The sequence below is a fragment of the Rhizobium lusitanum genome, from assembly GCF_014189535.1.
Taxonomy (GTDB): Bacteria; Pseudomonadota; Alphaproteobacteria; order Rhizobiales; family Rhizobiaceae; genus Rhizobium; species Rhizobium lusitanum_C.
The window spans coordinates 1,328,409-1,344,651 of record NZ_CP050307.1 but is presented as its reverse complement, the minus strand read 5'-3'; the positions used below and the strand labels follow the sequence as shown (position 1 = coordinate 1,344,651).

Genomic DNA, 16,243 nt, shown 5'->3' with positions numbered 1-16,243 from the left:
GAGCCCATGTTCGGCCGCCGGCACCTGGATAGAGGGAAGTAGAGAGGCCGCCTATCTCCAAACGGGGAAGGCCGGCGTCCGTCCAAGGGAGGGCGGAATGGAACATAACGATCAATCGTCAGAAGGCTCCGTCACCGTCACGCTCGGCACCGCCCCGGCCACGATTGGGGAGATCGCGGCGATTGCAACCGGAGCAAAGGTCGCGCTTTGCCCCGATGCCATCGAGGGCATGAGCAGGGTCCAGCAACATCTTCTCAAAGCGATCAAGGACAACGTGCCGATCTACGGCCTGACGACCGGGGTCGGCGATCTCTACACCGTCAAGCTTAAGCCCGAAGACATGTCCCAGATGCAGCTCAATACGCTGCGCAGTCATGCGAGCGGCATGGGCGCGCCGCTTGATCCCCCGGCCGTGCGCGCCATCATGGCGACGATGATCAAGGCGCTATTGCAGGGTTGCAGCGGCGTCAGCGCCGGGCTTGTGCAGACCATGAGTGAGATGCTCAATCGCGGCGTCACCCCTTGGTCGCCCGCAAAGGGATCCGTCGGCTATCTGATCGCGACGTCGCATATCGGTCTCGTTATTTTCGGCGAGGGACGCGCCTGGTACGAAGGCGAGCTGCTTTCAGGACGCGAAGCGATGACCCGCGCCGGCATCACTATTAAGGCTCCCGGCCCTCGCGAAGGCCATGCGCTGATCAGCGGCACCTATGAAATTACCGGAATCGGCGCGCTCGCCATCCATCAGGCCGAGCAATTGGTAGCGATTGCCGATGTCGCCGGCGCCATGAGCCTCGAGGCGCTGAAGGGTAACAGCCGGGGCTATGACGAACGACTGCAGCGGATGCGGCCGCATCCGGGGCAAATCGCGACGGCCGGTCGGCTGCGAAGCCTGTTGTCGGATAGCGAGGTACTGGCGAAGCATCGCGATCATCGCCTTCAGGATGCGCTCAGCCTGCGCTGCATTCCGCAGGTCCATGGCGGCGTGCGCGACGCGCTTACCTATTGCCGCGATGTACTGACCATCGAGATCAACTCCGTGACCGACAACCCCGTTTTCGTCATCGAAGACGAGGAGCTTGTGCCTCTGCCCGGCGGCAACGGCCATGGCGCGCCGACGGCGCTCGCGCTGGATGTGCTGGCAATCGCCATCGCACATGTGAGCACCATGTCGCAGGCAAGATCGGACCGCCTGACCAATGGCCATATCAGCGAGCTGCCGCCTTTTCTCATGGGCGCGAGTGGCGCAAATTCCGGCTTCATGATCCCGCCCTATGCGGCCGCAGCCATCGCCGGCGATAATCGCAGCCTTGCGGCACCGGCTTCGGTCCATACTGTGACCACCTGCGCCAGCCAGGAAGACCATGTGAGCATGGGCGTCTCTGCGGCAATGCAGGCTCGCACGGCGGCCGACAATCTCGCCGATATCCTGACGATCGAGTTAATCTGCGCTGCCCAAGGGCTAGAATTCCACCGGCCTTTGCGGCCGGGCAGGGGCACGGGTGCGGCCTATGACGCGATCCGGCAAGTCGTTCCGCCGCGCGACAGCGACCGCGCCATGTATCCGGAACTGCAGGCCGTCCGCGACCTTATCGACAACGGCACCATCGCGAGGGCCGTCGAAGGTGCCCTCGCAGTCAACATCTAAGAGCTTGGAGACTTCCGTGACCGAAGCAACGCAGGCCGTACGGCCGCTCGATGGGATAAAGGTGCTGGATCTGGCGCGCGTGCTTGCGGGGCCTCTATGCTCCGCCATGCTTGGCGATCTCGGCGCAACCGTGACCAAGATCGAAATTCCCGATCATGGCGACGATTCCCGCGCCTTCTCGCCGCATGTCGGCGGCGAGAGCAGCTATTTCATGCTGGTCAACCGCGGTAAGAAGAGCGTCACGCTCGATCTGAAATCGGATGAGGGCCGCGAACTTCTGCTCGGATTGATCAAGCAGGCCGATATTCTCGTCGAGAATTTCCGGCCAGGCGTCACGGCGCGTTTGGGCGTCGACTACGAGGCCGTAAAAGCGCTCAATCCGCGCCTGATCTATGTCAGCATTTCCGGCTTCGGTCAGGACGGGCCGCTTGCCCATCGCGCTGCCTACGATCACGTCGTCCAGGCAATGGGCGGCATCATGACCGTCACCGGCTGGCCGGACGGCCCGCCGACCCGCGTGGGCGACGCGATCGGCGATGTCGTCGCCGGCATCTACGGTTCCTGGGGTGCGCTTGCGGCGCTGCTTCAGCGCGATCGCACCGGCAAGGGTCAGCATGTCGATGTCGCCATGCTCGATTCCATCATGTCCCTGCAGATGGTCTCACTGTCACAGATCACAGGCGGCAAGGGCGCACCCGGCCGCGTCGGCAATGCGCACCCGATCAGCGCGCCGATGGATTCCTATCAGGCGGTCGATGGCTATGTTGTTATCGCCGTTGCTAATGACGCGCTCTTTACCCGACTGGCGCGGGCGCTCGGCAATCCGGACTTGACGAATGATCCTCGTTTCAAGACCGACCCGGACCGGCAGGGCCATCAAGAGGAACTGCGATCCGTCATCGAGGCTTGGACGCGCACCCGCTCGACGGAGGAGGTGACACAACTGCTCGATGAGGCGGGTGTCCCGGCCGCGCCGATCTACGATCTCGCCCAGGCGCTCGCCACGCCGCATGCGCAGCACCGCCAGCTGTTGCATACCGTGCAGCATCGTAACGCCGGAGAATTCCAGGTCATGCCGCAGCCGGTTCGCTTTAGCGGCATTGCGTCGGGCGGAGATTATATCGCTCCGGTCCTCGGCCAGCATACGGATGCGGTTTTACGCGATGAGCTGGGGCTGGATGGCCCCGATATCGAAAATCTCCGGTTGCGGGGAGTGATCTGACCATGGCACAGGGAACCAACGACAAGACCCGCATCCGGCCGAAGGTCGCCGTCCTCGGTGCGGGCACGATGGGTGCCGGCATCGCCGGTGTGTTTGCAGCACAAGGCTATCCTGTTACCGTCTATTCACGCAGTGCGGAGACGCTCGATAAGGCGAGGAGCCGGATCGTCGCCATCGCCGGCGAAGCGGCAGTCGAATACACGACTTCGATCGAGGACTGCGTTGCCGGCGCCGGCATCGTCAGCGAGAATCTCGCGGAAGACGTCACGCTGAAGCAGCGGATCTTCGGCGAGATCGAAGCTGCGGCGCCCGGCGATTGCCTACTGACCACGAACACCTCCAGCGTTCCGATCACCCTGATCCCGGCGGGGCTTGCCCGGCCGGAGCGAGTCGTCGGCATTCACTGGTTCAATCCGCCGACCATCATGCCGCTTGTCGAGATCGTGCGCGGCGAGAAAACCTCGGATGAGGTCGTCCAACGCGCCCGCTCACTCTGCGCCGATATCGGCAAGGAAGTGATCGAGGTGAAGACCGATATAGCGGGCTTCGTCGTCAACCGACTGCAATATGCGATTCTGCGAGAAGCTCTTCACCTCGTTGAAGTGGGTGCCGCCTCCATCGAGGATGTCGACCGGGCGGTCGAAACGACGCTTGCGCCGCGCTGGTCGGCAGCAGGGCCGCTGCGGCTGATGGATCTGGCCGGTCTCGACACGGTCGAGAAAGTGTCGCGCATTCTGATGCCGGCGCTGGATCGCAGCGAAGGCATACCCTCCCTGGTGAGCCGGCTGTGCGAGGAGGGTGCTTTCGGAACGAAGAGCGGCCGCGGCTTTTACGACTGGACGGCCGAAGAGATCGCGGCTGCAATCGCGCGCCGCGACGATACTGTTCGTCTGCTGACGGAAAGGCGCAAGCCATGACATCCTCCCTCGTCAAAACCGAAAAGCATGACGGCTTTGCGCGCGTCATCCTCGACCGGCCGGCCAAGCGGAATGCACTCAACATCGAGATGCTGACAGGGCTTGTCGATGCGCTGCGCGACTGCCAGGCGGACCCTGCGGTGCGGGCGATCGTCATCAGCGGCAGCGAGCGGGGCTTTGCCGCCGGCGCCGATATAGGATCGCTTGCCGCCGCCAGCCCCATCGAGCTTTATACCAGCGGCTTCAGCGAGAAATGGGACGAGGTGGCCGCCATCACCAAGCCACTCATCGCCGCGATTTCAAGCTATGCTCTCGGTGGCGGCCTTGAGCTGGCACTGATCTGCGACATCGTGGTCGCCGACAAAACGGCACTGTTCGGCCTTCCGGAAACCGCGATCGGCACGATACCCGGCGCGGGCGGAACGCAGCGCCTCGTGCGCGCCGTCGGCAAGTCGATGGCGATGGAGATGGTTCTGGCCGGGCGTAAGCTTGATGCGGAGGAGGCAAGGACCTATGGCCTGATCAGCAGCATCGCCGCTGATGGCGAGACGGTGGACGATCTAGCCTGCGCGATCGCCGAGCGTATCGCTCAAGCTGCCCCCATCGCGGTCACGATGGCCAAGGCCGCTGTTCTCGAAAGTTTCGAGACTCCGCTGTCCGCTGGCATTCGTTACGAGCGTTCGCTGTCCGCATTGATTGCGGCAAGCGACGACCGGGCGGAGGGGATGCGCGCCTTTGCCGCAAAGGAACGGCCGCAGTTCAAGGGACGATAGATCGACAGAATAGCACATCGCTCGTGAGGGCCTTGTGATGGAGGATGGGTACGACGGAAGAGGTGCGCCTGACTAATCGGGCGTATCGGACGTGACACGGATCAAGCTGTCGGCATGACCCGTGTCACGGAAGCAGGTGATTATCGCTCGGTCAGGCGACAATGGGTGTCGACGATGCGCTGTACCATTGGTGCATAATGGGCAAAACCGGGCGTAATCAGCCCAGCAATCTTGCCGGCATCATCGAGATGGCGAACCCGCACGATCTGCTTTACGTTCGGGTTCCTCTCAAACTCCGCGATTTCCGAGGCATCCATTGGCCCACCTTGCAGCTTCAAGGAGTGAATAGAGGCCGCCGACAATTGGCCGAAATAGGCGGGATCGGTGGCGCAAATATATCGCTTGGCGGCGACATGATAGCGTACGCAGTCGATGACGAGGCTCGGGAAGAAGCGCTCAAGCACCTGCGCTCCTGCTTCTTCATGATGCTTGTCATGAACGTCGTCCATGGAGAATGTACCGAACTCGCTGGTGAAGTGGCCGATATCATGCAGCAGTGCCGCCACGATGATGATCTCTTCCTCACCCTGCTGCTCGGCCAGATATGCCCCCTGCAGCATGTGCTCCGCCATGGTGACCGGCTCGCCGAGATATTCCTCGCCGCCCCTGCGTTCAAAGATGTCGCCCAGGAATGCGACGATCGTCTCCGGGCCTAGCGTTTCGTAGTTGGGCTTCGTCATCACGCTGCCTTTCGATTTTGCAGCTCGATGGCGCTGAGTGTCGAAAGAAGACCGTCCTTGTCGGCGTAGCAACCTTGAAGCCAGCGAGAACCGGCGCCCGAGTACCCCTTGCGTGCGTGGAGAACGCGGGTGTTGTCCACGATGAAGGACTCGCCCGGTGCCAGCTTGAAGGTTACCTCCATGGAGGTGTCGTCGATGATCTCGCCAAGGCGTCGGTAAGCTGCATAGTAGTCGGCCATATCCTCGTAGGGAACGTCGATAATCGCTGCCGTCGAACGGTTGTTGAACCGAATGCCGACCAGCTCCCCATCCGGTGCAAGCTCGATCATCGGCCGCCGGGAACGCAGGCAGATGCCGGCGCTGCCGGCATATTCGAACCTTGCGCAGTAGCGCGTCAGGAGATCGAAGCCATGCGGGTTTTCCGCACGCAGCCGTTCCGCCGCGCGGAACCCGTCAACAACCATGTTCTCGCCGCCTTCTGCGGAATTTTCCAGGCAATAGAGAATTTGAAGGGTGGGAACCGGATCACGGTACGGATTATCCGTATGGGCCTGGAGGCCAAGGCCGGTATAGGCGAGGTTCGATGGGTTGACTTCGGTGCGGACTTCGAAGTGCCGACCGTAGTTGGTCTCCCTGATATAGCCAAACAGCGATGCCACCTCGAACAGAGCAGCGTTTTCCACCGGACCGCCGACGAGTTTGCCAAAACCATAGCGGCGCACGCCATGGAGCCAGTTACCCAAGGCCGCCTGATCTCGGCTGATGGCGCCAAAATCGGCCAATGGGATTGCCGCGCCAAGGCTGGCGTCCCAGGTCTCGATATCCGGTGATGTCCAGCCGGAGACGCGGCTACGGTCATTGTCATAGCCATGGTCGGCCAGCCAGTTCAGATCGAAGGCGATTGTGCGATTCTCGGGTTGGAATGTCAGATGGAGCGATCCCGCTTCGGATTTCACCGCGGAAACACGGGTATCCACTGGGATGTTGCTAAGGGTTATCAGCCTTTGGCCGTTGCCCGCAGCGCGTGTCGTCTCGTCCCACGCATTGTCTCGCAGCCAAATCGCGTGAAAGCGCTGCTTCACTCCATTCGGCAGCGCGATCGATATGGCTCTGCCTGCATCGATGATGTCTACTTCAGCTTCCCTTGGCATTTCCCGCTCCTAAGCACAGGTGGATAATGCTCGACATTTGACGGCCAATGTCCCATAAGCACAAACAATGAATATTGGGGATATGACCTAAAATCCGTTATGTCTGAACATCTTCAAACGTTACCGCCCCTTGAATGGATCCGGGTCTTCGAGGCCGCTGCACGGCTGGGCAGCTTCACTGCGGCAGCGAACGAGTTGGGCCTTACGCAGGCAGCCGTAAGCCAGCGCATCAAGAATCTCGAATTGCGACTGGGGACACAGCTCTTCAACAGGCAGGCCCGTGGGGTGATCCTGTCGGTGGAAGGGGAAGCCTGGCTGCCGCAGGTCCAGTCCGCCTTCAACCAACTCTTGCACAGTACAGCGAATTTGTTCGAACTGCCTCGCCGGAAGATAACAATCGCAGCGTCGTCGTCGGTTATCGAGCTTTGGATTGTCCCACGGCTACGGCAAATCGCGCATCTGTTGCCCCATGTTCAGCTGTCGTTCGAAACGATCCAGCTCCAGCCTGATTATGAGCGATCTGAAGCGGATTTCGAGATCCGCTTTGGTGATGGCAACTGGCCGGGACGAGAGGCGCAACGGCTCTTTGCGGAAGAACTTGCACCCGTTGCGTCACCGTCCCTGGCAAAGGAATCGGCAGAGAATTGGGAGAGGTTACCGCGTATCGCCGTTTCTGGTCCGCGCGATGGCTGGCGCGACTGGTCCAACATGATGGGTTCTCAGATACAGCCGCTCTCGATACTCCGCTTTGACACGTTCGCACAGGCGATGCGGGCAGCGGAATCAGGAGCAGGCGTTCTGCTTGGTTCGCTACCGCTTTGCCTCAGAGCCATACAGACCGGCAGTCTGATCTGCCTAACCGACCGGGTGCTGCGTATGCAAGCCGGGTATTGGGTGACTCGCTTGCGTAGTCGACCAACATTTGCTGAGCGGGGTATCCTGACGGAGATTCTTTGCGCTGGCGCGGGGCAGCAGATGCCATAGCCGAGCCTTTGGTATGTTCATTGCGCGATGCAGGTTCGCCTCCGCTGGCACGCACGCCTTCTTGTCGGCAAATCCAGCGTATGAATCACATCGTCGCGCCCAGCTGCCAGGGTACGAACTCGTTGCGGCCGTATCCGAGCAGTTCGGATTTCGAGCGCTTGCCTGAGGCGGTTTCCAGGATGGACTGGAAGATCTCGCGGCCTTTTTCCTCGATCGACACGCCGTCGATGATATCACCGCAATTGATGTCCATGTCCTCTTCCATCCGCGTGAACAGGTCGGAATTGGTGGCGAGCTTGAGGGAAGGTGTCGGCTTGCAGCCATAGGCCGAGCCACGGCCGGTGGTGAAGCAGAGCACATTGGCGCCGCCTGCTACCTGGCCCGTCGCCGAGACTGGATCGTAACCGGGCGTATCCATATAGACGAAGCCCTTGCGGTCGATGCGCTCGGCATAGCGATAGACACCGCGCAGGGTGGAGCTGCCGCCCTTGGCGACTGCGCCGAGGGATTTTTCCAGGATGGTTGTGAGTCCACCGGCCTTGTTGCCGGGCGAGGGATTGTTGTTCAGCTCGCCGCCCGTTTTCGCGGCGTAATCCCGCCACCAATCAATCAGGTCGACGATCTTCTGGCCGACCTCGGGGCTTTCCGCCCGCCGGGTCAGGAGGTGTTCCGCTCCATAGATCTCCGGTGTTTCCGACAGGATCGCGGTGCCGCCATGGCGCACGAGAATATCGACAGCTGCTCCCAGGGCCGGATTGGCAGTCAGCCCGGAATAACCATCCGAGCCGCCGCATTGCAGCGCCAGCATCAGCTCCGAGGCCGGAACCGTCTCGCGCACCGACTTATTGGCAAATGGCAGCATCTCGCGGATTTTCTCGACACCCATCATTACCGATTTGCGGGTACCGCCGACCTCTTGGATCGTCAGGCTCTGGAAATGATCGCCCTCGGCAATGCCGTAGGTCTTCTTCAGGCGCGGGATCTGAAACACCTCGCAGCCAAGCCCGATCAGGAGGATGGCGGAGAAGTTCGGGTGGCTGGCATAGCCCCATTGGGTCCTTGTCAGCAGGTCGTATTCCTCGCCCTTGCTCCCCATGCCGCATCCGGTTCCATGGGTGAAGGGAACGACGCCGTCGACATTGGGATAGTCGGCAAGAATGCCGGATCGCATGATCTCGTCGGCGATGAAATCGACGACGGTGGCGGAACAGTTCACGGAGCTGAGGATGCCGATATAATTGCGCGTGCCGACGCGGCCATCCGCGCGCCGGAAACCTTCGAATGTCGCGGGGCTTTCGCCGGGCAGAAGCCCGCCATCGGGCTTCGCCTCCGAGGCAAAGGCATAGTCGCGCTCGAAATCATGGATCGCGACATTGTGCTCGTGCACCCAGTCGCCCGGCTGAATATCGCTGCTCGCAAAACCGATGATCTGGCCGAATTTGCGGATCGGCTCGCCGGTGCGGATCGCCTGGACGGCGACCTTATGGCCGCGCGGAACGGCTGCTGTGACCGTGATGCCGCCATCGATCACCTTGCCGCGTGACAGGCTTTCGATGGTGATGACGACATTGTCGGCGTCATGGAGACGAAGCGTGCGCGGCGCAGCCATATGGTCATACCTCCAGAATGGCTTTGATGACGCCGGCTTCGGGGCGCAGCCATTCGTTGAAGAGCTCAGGAGCATCGGACAGCGCGCCGCGATGGGTGTTGAGGGCCGCCGTCGGCACGCGGCCCGCCTCCATCTGCTTCACCACTTCGGCAAAATCATCCGGCTGAGCATTGCGGCTGGCAAAGAGTGTGGTCTCGCGCTTGTGGAATTCCGGATCGGAAAAGGTGATGTCCTGGCGGACCACGCTGACAAGGACGTATCGGCCGGCATGGGCGACGAAGCCGAAACCGCGCTGCATCGCGCCGGCGTTGCCGGTGGCGTCGATGACGACATCGAAGAAATCGCCATCCGTCAGGCGCTTGGCTTCCGCCTCTGCATCTTCATTGGCGAGAAGGGTCCTGTCGGCACCGAGCGCGCTGGTCGTAAAGGCGAGGCGATCTTCGCGCATATCCATAACGGTCACGTCGGCGCCACGCGCCTTGGCAAAGATGATCGCCGACATGCCGATCGGTCCCGAGCCGACGACGAGAACGCGATCGCTGGCCTGGATGTTGCCGCGCTTGACGCCATGAGCGCCGATCGCCAGAAACTCGATCATCGCGGCGTCGTCGAGCGAGGCTTTACCGGCCGAGATGACGTTCTGTTCGGGAACGCAGAGATATTCGGACATGCCGCCGTCCTTGTGCACACCAAGCACGGCGATGTTCTGGCAGGCATTGGTCACACCGCGACGGCAGGCAACGCATTTCCCGCAGGAGAGATAGGGGACGATATAGACATTGTCGCCCTTCTTCAGCCGATCCGATCCCTGCGCATCTTCGACGATGCCTGAGAGTTCATGACCCATGACGCGCGGATATTCGAGGAAGGGGTGCTTGCCCTGGAAGATATGAAAATCGGTGCCGCATATGCCGACACGCTTGATGCGGACCAGCACCTCTCCATTGGCGGGAACCGGGATATCCCGTTCGATCAGTGACAGCCGGCCCGGCTCGTTGCAGATCAGTGCTTTCATCGTTCACTCCTTGTCCGCAGGGGCCAGCCCGCTCGAACCGCTTCTTGGGATTGCAGGGAGCGCCGAATGATCGGCGCTCCGGTGTTTATTGGCAAAAAATATAGCTTACGTCTTCGGCATCTCGGCCGGAAGCGCCACGCCATTATACTTCTGATAGATCTCGCTGAGCTTGCCGTTGGCAAGGTTCTTGGCGATCCATTCGTTCAGCGTCGCCTTCAGTGCATCGTCGCCCTTGCGCAGGCCGATGGCGTAAGGATTGGTCTTCAGCACCAGCTTGACCTCGAGCGGATCGCTCGTGCGGCGCTGATTGACGGCCGCCATGATCTGCGGTGACGACGCCATGATGTTGACCTGGCCGGAAACCAGCGCGGTGATCAGCGTTGCGTCATCGTCGTAACGCACCATTTCGGCGCCTTGCGCCTCCGTCGTCGCGACCTTGTCGTTGGTCGAGCCGCGCGTCGTGCCAAGGCGCTGGCCGACGACGTCCTGCAGGGTTTTAATGTCTACGCTCTTCGGTGCTGCGACAACGATCTGGATGACGCCATAGGCGTCTGTGAAATCGATGACCTTCTTGCGCTCCTCGTTGACGCTGAAGGACGCCATGACGATGTCAGCCTTGCTGGTCAGCAGAAAGGGCACGCGGTTCGGGCTGGTGACGGACACGATTTCCAGCGGATAGCCGAGATCGGCGGCCAGCAGCTTGGCGGTCTCGACATCCGAGCCGGTCGGCTGCATCGCCGCATCGCTCATGCCGAACGGCGGCGAGCCGAGATCGACGGCGATCAGCAGCTTCTTCCGCGTCTTGATCGTCTCCAGCGTGTCGGCCAGAGCCTGGCGCGCGTTGACGCCCAGGAACGTTGCGCCGGCCAATGCGCCGGTTATGCCTGCCAGAAAACTTCTACGTTTCATGTTCTCCATCCCTTTGTCCTTCCAACAAAATCTCTTCCCGTTTCGGCCCTAGAGGCCGCTACCCACGAATTCGCGCAATTCTTTCGTTTGCGGATTGTCCAGCATCGCGCCCGGTCCGGTTTCCCAAACCTGACCCTGATGCATGTAGACAACCTTCGACGCCACCTTGCGGGCAAAGGCCATCTCATGCGTGACCAGGATCATTGTCATGCCCCCACGGGCGAGATCCTCCATGACCTTCAACACTTCGCCGGTCAGCTGCGGGTCGAGTGCCGACGTCACTTCGTCGAAAAGCATCAGCTTCGGCTTCATCGCCAGGGAGCGGGCAATCGCCACGCGCTGCTGCTGGCCGCCGGAAAGCTGCTCCGGAAAATGGTCTGCCTTGGCTTCAAGGCCAACGCGGCTCAGCACCTCGCGTGCCAGATCGCGGGCGGCGGTCTTGCCGAGCTTCTTCACGCAGGTTGGAGCCAGCATGATGTTCTGCTCGGCCGTCAGGTGGGGGAAGAGGTTATAGCTCTGGAAGACGATGCCGACATCGCGGCGCAACGCGTTCTTGTCGAGCTTGGGATCATGGACCGCGTGGTCGCAGACCTCGATCGTGCCGCTCTCGATGGTCTCGAGCGCGTTGATGCAGCGCAGCGCCGTCGATTTGCCCGAACCGGACTGGCCGATGACGGCAGCAACCTCGCCGCGCCCGACCTCGAACGATACGCCGTTCAAAACCTTGACGGCGCCGAAGGCCTTGTGGACGTTCGTGACTTTAACGATGGATGACATTGAGCTTCCTCTCGAGGTTGCGGCTCCACAGAGAGAGCGGAAAGCACATGGCGAAGTAAAATACTGCCACCACGATGAAGACGGTGAAGGGTTCGAAGATCGAATTGTTGATGAGCTTGCCGGCCTGCGACAGCTCGACGAAGCCGACGACGGAGGCGAGCGAGGTGTTCTTGACGATCTGCACCAGGAAGCCGACGGTCGGCGGCGTGGCGATGCGCAGCGCCTGCGGCAGGATCACCTTGAGCATGCGTTGCCAGCGCGACAGGGCCAGGCACTCGGCCGCTTCCCATTGGGTCTTCGGCACGGATTCGATGCAGCCGCGCCAGATCTCGCCGAGGAAGCCGGAGGAATAGATGATGAGACCGGCCGCTGCGGCGATGATGGCCGGAACCTGGTCGAAGCCGAGAATAGCGATGCCGAAATAGATGAGGAACAGCAACACCAGCAGCGGAGTGCCCTGAACGATCTGAATGTAGACCGCCGCCGCCGTTCGCAGCGCCCCCGAGCTGCTGACGCGCGCCAGCGCGACCAGAAAGCCGAGAAGCCCGCCGCCAAGGAAGGCGATCACGGAAAGGCCCGCCGTCCACATTGCGGCCCAGGCCAGAAACTCCAGATGAACGAAGCTAAAACTTGGCATCACCGCGTCCTTTAAAGTGCCGTGCCGAGCTTGCGCCGGCGAACAAAGAGACCGAGGCCCAACAGCCAGAGGGCGATGCGGACGACGAAGGACAGGAGGAGATAGAGGACGCCCACGACGATGTAGGTCTCGAAGCTGCGGAACGTATCCGACTGGATGCGGTTGGCGACGGCGGTCAGTTCCTCAGCCGAAATCTGCGAGGTGATCGAGGAGGCCAGCATCAGCAGCACATATTGGCTGGTCAGCGCCGGATAGACGCGTTCGATGGCGGGGCGAATGATCACATGCCAGTAGGTCTGCTTGCGCGACAGCCCAAGGCACTCCGCCGCTTCGAGCTGCGCCTTGTGGATGGATTGCAGGCCGGCGCGGACGATTTCGCAGGTATAGGCGCCGACATTGACGACCAGCGCCACGACGGCGGCCATATTTGCCGAGACGTGGACGCCAAGGGTAGCAATGCCGAAATAGACCAGGAACACCTGCACCAGCAGCGGCGTGTTGCGGATGACTTCGACATAGGTGGCGATGATGCCGCGAAGCCAGGGGCCGCCGTCAGCCCGGCCGATGGCGCAGAGGGTGCCGAGGACGAAACCGATGACGGTGGAGATGACGGAGAGCTGAAGCGTCAGCCATACGCCGAGGGCGAACTCTTTCCAGTAGGGAAGGAGAGAGGCGAAGTCGAACTGGTAGTTCATGCGGCACCTCCGGATGCCGGGTAGCGTTCCGCTATCCCGCGCAGGATCGGGGCCGCATGCTGTTCAGGCGTCGCTCCGACCCAACCGAGAAAGGCGGCGATGCGGCGCTCGACCTTCTGGGCGTGATGCTGCGCGATATCGGCAATGCGGTGATTGAGAAACGGATTGAGGAAACGGTCGAGCGTGGTTGCCACATAGGGCCGGGCCTCGTCACCCATGCCTTTCAAGGCGAAACCGGGGACGACTTCGCTCTCGTAAAGGGCTTCCAGCCGCGTCCTTATGCTCGGATCAGCGAGGATTCCGCCGACTGTTTGATCACTCGCATGGCCTTCGGTCTGCCAGATCTCGGCGAGATAGGTGTGCCCGAGATTGAGGATATGCAGCTTCAGGCGCTCATAGGGTTCGAGATCATCGGTCAGCACGATCTGCCCGTGCGTGCAGGGCAGACGGACGCCCGGCGCCCGTTTGATCGCCCAGAGGGCATAGGGTTCCGCAACAGCACCAATCGGCTCGATGGGTTCGGACACGATCCTGTCGACGAGCGTATCGGCGAAGGCGACATCGCGGTCGAGCCATTCGAAGAAGTCTGCCGGTAGAGCGTTTCGCCGCGCGCTTTCGATGACGACCTTTTTCAGGGCCTGGCCGTTGCTCGTCACAAGTTCGCACGGCAGCACCACCAGGGGACGCCCCGATGCCTGCCAGCGACGACAGAGAAGCTCTGCCAGTTTTGCCGGGAATGATTGCGGAGGGCGGTCGCTGGAGGAGAAGTCATCTCCATCCGGATCGGTTCGATAGCCGGTGTCGCCTGTGTTGGAGACAACAAAATCCGCCTCCTCGACAAAGAGCCTGGTGATTTCGGCCCAGTCGTTGGCGGCCGACAGGCCACCGTCGACACTCTTAACCCGAACCGTACGATCGATCACCTTGCCGTCTGACATGCCGCGAATGACAACGGGATAGCCTTCCGGCCGGCCAAATGCCGCGACACGGCCGCTTCTGTCGCTTGCTCCGGAGACCTGAACGACGGAGATGGGGCCAACCTTCTGCCCGGCTTGCGCCGCCTCATGAACGAAGAATGCCACATGCGCCTGAAGGAAGCGGCTCGTTCCGAATTGGATGATGCGGCCGCTCACGCGTTTATCTTCTCGAAGAAGTCGCGGTCCAGAAAAATGTTTGCAAGATAAATCCCAGACAAGTTTCGATCCTCCCTTCGACTGTCTCTTATGTATATAAAACAGGCGAGGATTTTCAAGTCAACTGTTTTTTATATAAATAATCCGGCCTATATGATACGGGATCGGTCGCAGCAGGGGGATGGTTTGGAATGAAGGGGAATGCAGTCTACAAGGGCGCGTACAACCGCTGCCTGTCCTACCTCGGCGATATCGAGGTCGACCAGAAGCTGCCGTCGAATTCGGAACTGGCGTTGAAACTGGCCGTCAGCCGCACGACGGTGCGCTCCGTCCTGTCATCCCTGACGGATACCGGAATTCTTCGTCTCGTTGATGCCATCCATTCTTTGCAGCGACGGCCGGAGCCCGGCGACTATTTCCCCGAAACGCAGACGATGTCCGCCGCCGCTGCCGTCGAACGGCGGTTCATGGAATGGATTCTGCAAGGGGATTTTCGCGCTGGGCAGTTGCTCAATAGTGCCGAACTTGCGCGGCAATTCGGCACATCGACCACCACCATCCGCGAATATCTCACGCATTTTCAGCGCTTTGGGCTGATCGAGCGACGCCCCAACAGCGCCTGGGTGTTTCTTGGTGTTACTCCAAATTTCGCCGCGGAAATATATGAAGTCCGCGAGATGTTCGAGCTGCGCTCGGCCAGGCACCTGCTCAATTTGCCGGATAGCGACCCCTGCTGGAGGGAGTTGCAGGCGATCGAGGCGGAGCATCTCGAGTTGCTGGCGGACATCGACCGCCGCTATCGCGAATTTCCGGCGCTGGACGAACGCCTGCATCGTTGCGTGCACGATGCCTCGAAAAACAGGTACATCATCGAGTTCTACAATGTCGTTTCAGCCTTCTTCCACTACACCTATCAGTGGAATATCGATGACGAGAAGCAGCGTAACATCAGGGCGCTCACCCAGCATCTCGATTACATCGCAGCCCTTCGCAGCCGGGATCCGGCGGCGGTGGACACAAACTTGCTGGCCCATCTGGGCAGTGCCCGCGCAACGCTGCTCCGCTCCATCCAGATGGGGCCGTTCAAGGTTTAGCCTCAGGGTGTCTGCACACCCGTTGTGGCAGTATAGATGCTGTAGAGCGACTTAGTAGCGGTGATGAACAGCTGGTTGCGGCGCGGTCCGCCGAAGGTGAGGTTGGAGACCGTCTGCGGCACCTTGATCTTGCCGAGCAATGTTCCGTCGGGGGCGAAACAATGCACGCCGTCGCCAGCGCTCGTCCAGACATTGCCGGCGACATCGACGCGGAAACCGTCGGGAAGCCCGGTGTCGATGTCGCAGAATACCCGGCTGTTCGCGAGCTTGCGGCCGTCGATCACATCGAAGATGCGGATGTGGCGTGGCGCGCTGATGTCATGGCTCGATGCTGAATCGGCGATATAGAGCTTGGTTTCATCTGGCGAGAAGGCCAGGCCGTTCGGTTGGCCGAAATCGTCGACCACGATCTCCATTTCGCCCGTTTCGGGATCGAGCCGGTAGACGTTGCGCGTCGCCTGCTCGGGCTCGGCCTTATAGCCTTCGTAGTCGGACAGGATGCCGTAGGTCGGATCGGTGAACCAGACCGATCCATCGGAGCGGACGACTACGTCGTTAGGCGAATTCAGACGTTTGCCTTGAAAGCTGTCGGCGAGAACGGTGATTGATCCATCGATCTCGGTGCGGGTGACGCGCCGTGCGCCGTGCTCGCAGGAAACGAGCCGACCCTGGCGGTCGCGCGTGTTGCCGTTGGTGAAGTTCGAGGGTGCACGAAAGGTCGAAACGCCGCCGTCCGGCACCCAGCGCAGCATGCGCTGGTTCGGAATGTCGCTCCAGATCAGGCATCCGCCGTCGACAAACCACACCGGACCCTCCGCCCAGCGGCAACCGGAATAGAGCTCGTCCAGAGCGGCGCTCTTGACGACGAGATAGCGAAACCGGGGATCGTGTATTTCGTAGAGGGGGTGCTCGTTCTTGGCCATCGCGATTTTTCCTGTG

The 16,243-nt window shown here is 61.1% G+C and carries 16 protein-coding genes; 6 read left to right on the top strand and 10 right to left on the bottom strand.

The genetic code is table 11. The annotated features are described in order from the left end of the window. The first annotated feature begins 97 nt into the window (after positions 1–97). The 4 genes from HB780_RS09210 to HB780_RS09195 are packed head-to-tail and all read left to right on the top strand — an operon-like array spanning position 98 to position 4,560. Positions 98–1,648, top strand: a complete 1,551-nt coding sequence (locus HB780_RS09210; RefSeq protein WP_183687094.1) for an HAL/PAL/TAL family ammonia-lyase — start codon at positions 98–100, stop codon at positions 1,646–1,648. Then, a complete protein-coding gene (locus HB780_RS09205; protein ID WP_286202898.1) occupies positions 1,626–2,870 on the top strand; it encodes a CaiB/BaiF CoA transferase family protein in 1,245 nt (414 codons plus the stop codon). Before HB780_RS09210 ends, HB780_RS09205 begins: the two co-directional genes overlap by 23 nt. A gap of 2 nt (positions 2,871–2,872) precedes the next feature. Next, entirely contained in the window at positions 2,873–3,787 is a 915-nt protein-coding gene (locus tag HB780_RS09200) for a 3-hydroxyacyl-CoA dehydrogenase family protein (protein WP_183687090.1), read from the top strand. After that, positions 3,784–4,560 carry an enoyl-CoA hydratase-related protein gene (locus tag HB780_RS09195; RefSeq protein ID WP_183687087.1) on the top strand — a complete coding sequence of 259 codons (777 nt, stop codon included), beginning with the start codon at positions 3,784–3,786 and terminating at the stop codon, positions 4,558–4,560. The genes HB780_RS09200 and HB780_RS09195 overlap by 4 nt, the downstream gene beginning before the upstream one ends. A 140-nt stretch (positions 4,561–4,700) precedes the next feature. On the opposite strand, the gene tmpB is transcribed toward HB780_RS09195, so the two are convergent. After that, entirely contained in the window at positions 4,701–5,300 is a 600-nt protein-coding gene (gene tmpB / locus HB780_RS09190) for a (R)-1-hydroxy-2-trimethylaminoethylphosphonate oxygenase (protein WP_183687085.1), read from the bottom strand. Continuing rightward, entirely contained in the window at positions 5,300–6,451 is a 1,152-nt protein-coding gene (tmpA, locus tag HB780_RS09185) for a 2-trimethylaminoethylphosphonate dioxygenase (protein ID WP_183687083.1), read from the bottom strand. The genes tmpB and tmpA overlap by 1 nt, the downstream gene beginning before the upstream one ends. Positions 6,452–6,550: 99 nt before the next feature. Between tmpA and HB780_RS09180 the strand changes: the two genes are divergently transcribed. Further along, positions 6,551–7,435, top strand: a complete 885-nt coding sequence (locus HB780_RS09180; protein WP_183687081.1) for a LysR family transcriptional regulator — start codon at positions 6,551–6,553, stop codon at positions 7,433–7,435. A gap of 85 nt (positions 7,436–7,520) precedes the next feature. Here the strand turns inward: HB780_RS09180 and HB780_RS09175 are convergent, their stop codons facing one another. The 7 genes from HB780_RS09175 to HB780_RS09145 all read right to left on the bottom strand — a co-directional run bounded on the left by HB780_RS09175 (position 7,521) and on the right by HB780_RS09145 (position 14,210). Then, positions 7,521–9,044, bottom strand: coding sequence for a UxaA family hydrolase (locus tag HB780_RS09175; RefSeq protein WP_183687079.1), 1,524 nt, complete (start codon positions 9,042–9,044; stop codon positions 7,521–7,523). A gap of 4 nt (positions 9,045–9,048) precedes the next feature. Next, a complete protein-coding gene (locus HB780_RS09170) occupies positions 9,049–10,059 on the bottom strand; it encodes a zinc-binding alcohol dehydrogenase family protein (protein WP_183687077.1) in 1,011 nt (336 codons plus the stop codon). 105 nt (positions 10,060–10,164) lie between these two features. Then, positions 10,165–10,977, bottom strand: a complete 813-nt coding sequence (locus HB780_RS09165; protein WP_183687076.1) for a transporter substrate-binding domain-containing protein — start codon at positions 10,975–10,977, stop codon at positions 10,165–10,167. Between the two features lie 39 nt (positions 10,978–11,016). Beyond that, complete coding sequence (locus tag HB780_RS09160; protein WP_286202897.1) at positions 11,017–11,745, bottom strand: amino acid ABC transporter ATP-binding protein; 729 nt, start codon at positions 11,743–11,745, stop codon at positions 11,017–11,019. Further along, positions 11,729–12,382, bottom strand: a complete 654-nt coding sequence (locus HB780_RS09155) for an amino acid ABC transporter permease (protein WP_183687074.1) — start codon at positions 12,380–12,382, stop codon at positions 11,729–11,731. The genes HB780_RS09160 and HB780_RS09155 overlap by 17 nt, the downstream gene beginning before the upstream one ends. Before the next feature lie 11 nt (positions 12,383–12,393). Then, on the bottom strand, positions 12,394–13,077 hold the full coding sequence (locus HB780_RS09150) for an amino acid ABC transporter permease (protein WP_183687073.1): 684 nt from the start codon (positions 13,075–13,077) through the stop codon (positions 12,394–12,396). Further along, positions 13,074–14,210: a mannitol dehydrogenase family protein gene (locus tag HB780_RS09145; protein WP_183687071.1), complete on the bottom strand. Its 1,137-nt coding sequence runs from the start codon at positions 14,208–14,210 to the stop codon at positions 13,074–13,076. Before HB780_RS09145 ends, HB780_RS09150 begins: the two co-directional genes overlap by 4 nt. 191 nt (positions 14,211–14,401) lie before the next feature. On the opposite strand from HB780_RS09145, the gene HB780_RS09140 reads away from it, so the two are divergent. After that, positions 14,402–15,304, top strand: a complete 903-nt coding sequence (locus tag HB780_RS09140) for a GntR family transcriptional regulator (protein ID WP_183687069.1) — start codon at positions 14,402–14,404, stop codon at positions 15,302–15,304. 2 nt (positions 15,305–15,306) lie between these two features. On the opposite strand, the gene HB780_RS09135 is transcribed toward HB780_RS09140, so the two are convergent. Continuing rightward, a complete protein-coding gene (locus tag HB780_RS09135; RefSeq protein WP_183687067.1) occupies positions 15,307–16,227 on the bottom strand; it encodes an SMP-30/gluconolactonase/LRE family protein in 921 nt (306 codons plus the stop codon). Between the last annotated feature and the right edge of the window lie 16 nt (positions 16,228–16,243).

Excerpts from the sequence above, each read along its gene's own strand:
- HB780_RS09210 (WP_183687094.1), top strand. The coding sequence starts at position 98 with ATGGAACATAACGATCAATCGTCAGAAGGCTCCGTCACCGTCACGCTC.
- HB780_RS09200 (WP_183687090.1), top strand. The coding sequence starts at position 2,873 with ATGGCACAGGGAACCAACGACAAGACCCGCATCCGGCCGAAGGTCGCC.
- HB780_RS09195 (WP_183687087.1), top strand. The coding sequence starts at position 3,784 with ATGACATCCTCCCTCGTCAAAACCGAAAAGCATGACGGCTTTGCGCGC.
- tmpB (WP_183687085.1), bottom strand. The coding sequence starts at position 5,300 with ATGACGAAGCCCAACTACGAAACGCTAGGCCCGGAGACGATCGTCGCA.
- tmpA (WP_183687083.1), bottom strand. The coding sequence starts at position 6,451 with ATGCCAAGGGAAGCTGAAGTAGACATCATCGATGCAGGCAGAGCCATA.
- HB780_RS09180 (WP_183687081.1), top strand. The coding sequence starts at position 6,551 with ATGTCTGAACATCTTCAAACGTTACCGCCCCTTGAATGGATCCGGGTC.
- HB780_RS09175 (WP_183687079.1), bottom strand. The coding sequence starts at position 9,044 with ATGGCTGCGCCGCGCACGCTTCGTCTCCATGACGCCGACAATGTCGTC.
- HB780_RS09170 (WP_183687077.1), bottom strand. The coding sequence starts at position 10,059 with ATGAAAGCACTGATCTGCAACGAGCCGGGCCGGCTGTCACTGATCGAA.
- HB780_RS09165 (WP_183687076.1), bottom strand. The coding sequence starts at position 10,977 with ATGGAGAACATGAAACGTAGAAGTTTTCTGGCAGGCATAACCGGCGCA.
- HB780_RS09160 (WP_286202897.1), bottom strand. The coding sequence starts at position 11,745 with ATGTCATCCATCGTTAAAGTCACGAACGTCCACAAGGCCTTCGGCGCC.
- HB780_RS09155 (WP_183687074.1), bottom strand. The coding sequence starts at position 12,382 with ATGCCAAGTTTTAGCTTCGTTCATCTGGAGTTTCTGGCCTGGGCCGCA.
- HB780_RS09150 (WP_183687073.1), bottom strand. The coding sequence starts at position 13,077 with ATGAACTACCAGTTCGACTTCGCCTCTCTCCTTCCCTACTGGAAAGAG.
- HB780_RS09140 (WP_183687069.1), top strand. The coding sequence starts at position 14,402 with ATGAAGGGGAATGCAGTCTACAAGGGCGCGTACAACCGCTGCCTGTCC.
- HB780_RS09135 (WP_183687067.1), bottom strand. The coding sequence starts at position 16,227 with ATGGCCAAGAACGAGCACCCCCTCTACGAAATACACGATCCCCGGTTT.